This window comes from Streptomyces fuscigenes, assembly GCF_021556455.1.
GTDB lineage: Bacteria > Actinomycetota > Actinomycetes > Streptomycetales > Streptomycetaceae > Streptomyces > Streptomyces fuscigenes.
Genome location: NZ_JAKGCV010000579.1, coordinates 1 through 2,918 on the forward strand (window position 1 = coordinate 1; position 2,918 = coordinate 2,918).

At 75.7% G+C, this 2,918-nt stretch carries 4 protein-coding genes; 3 read left to right on the plus strand and 1 reads right to left on the minus strand.

What is annotated here, in order from left to right; genetic code table 11:
* A partial coding sequence (locus L1885_RS26515; protein WP_372482035.1) for a peptidyl-tRNA hydrolase occupies positions 1-854 on the minus strand: 854 nt, incomplete at its 3' end.
* Between L1885_RS26515 and L1885_RS26520 the strand changes: the two genes are divergently transcribed.
* The 3 genes from L1885_RS26520 to L1885_RS26530 all read left to right on the plus strand — a co-directional run.
* Complete coding sequence (locus tag L1885_RS26520; RefSeq protein WP_235799699.1) at positions 796-1,473, plus strand: AIM24 family protein; 678 nt, start codon at positions 796-798, stop codon at positions 1,471-1,473. The two genes, L1885_RS26515 and L1885_RS26520, sit on opposite strands and share 59 nt — an antisense overlap.
* 38 nt (positions 1,474-1,511) lie before the next feature.
* Positions 1,512-2,351 (plus strand): ABC transporter ATP-binding protein, encoded by an 840-nt coding sequence (locus L1885_RS26525; RefSeq protein ID WP_372482034.1) that lies wholly within the window; start codon positions 1,512-1,514, stop codon positions 2,349-2,351.
* Positions 2,348-2,918: ABC transporter (locus L1885_RS26530; RefSeq protein ID WP_235799700.1), on the plus strand; the 571-nt coding region annotated here is incomplete at its 3' end. The genes L1885_RS26525 and L1885_RS26530, both read left to right, overlap by 4 nt.

Here is a 2,918-nt window from a genome sequence, read left to right on the forward strand (position 1 = left end):
CAGCGCCGCAGCGCCGGGTGGTCCGCGATCACCGTCGCGCTGCCGGGCGCGATCTCCGTGAAGCCCGCGTCGTGCACCACGGGCAGGCCGGCGGCCTCCAGGACGCGCCACTCCCCGGGAGTCGCGACGCGGGCCGCGAGGGCGAAGCCCGTCGCGCGCCAGGCCTCGCGGTCCGCGCCGGACAGGGCCCACCAGGCCAGCTGGGCGCCGTGGCCCGCCTGGGCGCACGCCTTGCCCGCCGACATCTCGACGCGCGGGTTGAGCCACAGCACCGGCAGGGACGGCTCCGGCTCGGCCGCGGGTCCGCCCTCCGGTTCGAGGTCGGTGCCGGACACCTGGAGCTTCGCCAGCTCCTTGGGCCAGCCGTCCAGCGGGATCGGCGGGAAGACGCGGACCTCGGCCGGGTCCTCGGGCCGCGTCCCCGTCACCGTGATCCCCGGCAGCTCCTGCACCTTGCGCCACTCCGCGCCGCGCGCCCGGCGGACCACCTTGCGGATGCGGGCGTCCTGCCAGTCGTGCATCGCCGCCGCCCACTCGCCGTCGCCGAGCGAGCGCTCGTCGGACAGGATCGTGAGGACGGCGCGGGCGGCGGTCTCCAGCGCGTCGGTGCGCGCGGGCGGAGTGGCCCGCTCCAGGCGCAGCACCAGGGGCAGGACGAACTGGGGGGCTTCGTCCCTCGGATCGGCGGCGGACGCGCCGCCGTCTCGGGGGTTCGGGTTCGGCTCGGTGGTCACCCGGCGATTCTCGCAGGTGGGTTTCTTGGCGGAATTAATGCCTCCGGGTGAGTATGCGTCCATGAAAAGCGACCTCTTCGCCAGCGAGCACCTCGCCCAGCAGCCCACCGCGGCCGGAATGACGCTGCAGAACGCCAAATCGGTCAAGTACGTCGTCAACGGTGAGATGCACGCCCGGCAGGGGGCGATGATCGCCTACCGCGGGAACCTCCAGTTCGAACGGAAGGGGCAGGGCGTCGGCGGCATGCTGAAGCGCGCCCTCACCGGCGAGGGACTGCCGCTCATGGCCGTCCGCGGCCAGGGCGAGGCATGGTTCGCCCACGAGGCCGCCAACTGCTTCATCGTCGAGATCGAGCAGGGCGACGCGCTGACGATAAACGGCCGCAACGTCCTGTGCTTCGACCCGACGCTCAGCTACGAGATCAAGATGGTCAAGGGCGCCGGCATGACCGGCGGCGGACTCTTCAACAGCCTCTTCACCGGCTACGGCAAGCTCGCCGTGATCTGCGAGGGCAACCCGATCGTCATCCCCGTCACGGCCCAGCAGCCCGTCTACGTGGACACCGACGCCGTCGTCGGCTGGAGCGCGCAGCTCGACACGTCCCTGCACCGCTCGCAGTCCCTCGGCTCGATGATCCGCGGCGGCTCCGGCGAGGCGGTGCAGCTGATGCTCCAGGGCGAGGGGTTCGTCATCGTCCGGCCGAGCGAGGCGACGCCCGCTCCGAGCGGCTCCCACTGACCGCGGTGCCGCGGGCCGCGACGATCGCCCTCAGCGGCGTGGGGCGACGCTACGGACCGCGCGGGCCCTGGGTGCTGCGCGACGTGGACCTGGAGCTGCGCGCGGGCACCGTCGTGCGGGTGCAGGGCGCCAACGGCAGCGGCAAGTCCACGCTGCTGCGGCTGCTCGCGGGGATCGACGTCCCGTCGGCGGGCCGCGTCACCGGCCGGCCGAGGACCGCGTACGTCCCCGAACGCTTCGCCGCGGCCCTGCCGTTCACCGCGGCCGGCTACCTCGCGCACCTCGGCCGGATCCACGGCCGCACCGCGCCGCTCGCGCGGGCGAGTGCGGCGGAGTGGCTGGAGCGGTTCGGCGCCGCGGCACAGGCCGCCACACCGCTCGCGCAGCTGTCGAAGGGCACCAGCCAGAAGGTCGCGCTCACCCAGGCGCTGGCCGCCGAGCCCGAGCTCCTGGTCCTTGACGAGGCGTGGACGGGCCTGGACACGGCGGCCCGCGCGGAACTCGACCGGGCCGTCGCCGAGCGGGCGGCCGCGGGCGGCACGGTCGTCTTCGTGGACCACGATCCGGCCCGGCTCGCCGGGGTCCCCGACGCGGCGTACGCCGTCGTCGGCCACGCCGTGCGGCCGATCGACCGTCCGGATCCGCACGCCCCCGCAGTGGACGGGCCCCGCGTCAGCGTCACCGCCTCGTGCGCCGGCGGCGGGGAACCGCCCGAGGGCCTGCCGGGCCGCCCCGCCTGCGAGCGGCTGCCCGACGGCGCCTTCCGCCTCACGGTCGCCGCCGCGCACTCCGACGCCCTGCTGCGGGCGCTGCTGGGCGCGCGCCCGCCCTGGCACGTCCACGCCCTGCACGAGGCCGAAAGGCGCCCTGTCCCGTGACCGCGCTGCTGCGCTACCAGATCGCCCTCCTGCTGCGCTCCCAGCGCTGGCTGCCGCCCCTGCTGCTGTACGCGGCCGTCCTCGGCGCGGGCGTCGGCGCGGGGCGGCCCGTCCTCGACTCGCTGGGCCTCGCCGCCGCGGCGCTCGTGCCGGTCACGGCGTGGTTCGTACGGGTCTGCGTGACCCAGGAGCCCCCCGCGGCCCGCGCCGTCACGGTGGCCGCGCGCGGCGCCGTCCGGGGCCATACGGCGTCGCTGCTCGCGGCGCTCCTCGCGGTGTGGGCGCTCGCGCTGCCCGCCACCCTCGCGGTCGCCGCGGCGAGCGCGCCGAAGAACGCGGACCTGACCGTGCCGGTGTCGCGGCTGGCCGCGCTGCCCGCGGGACTGGCCGCCGCGGCGGCGTGCACGTTCGTCGGGCTCGCCGTGGGAGCGCTGTGCAGCCGGCCGGTGCTCTCGCGCCGCGGCTGGTCGATCGCGCTGACGCTGCTGCTGGCCGTGCTCGCGCTGGTGGTCGCCCCCTCGCCCGCCAAATACGCCGTCTCGTCCCTGGTGACGGGCTCGCTCAGCG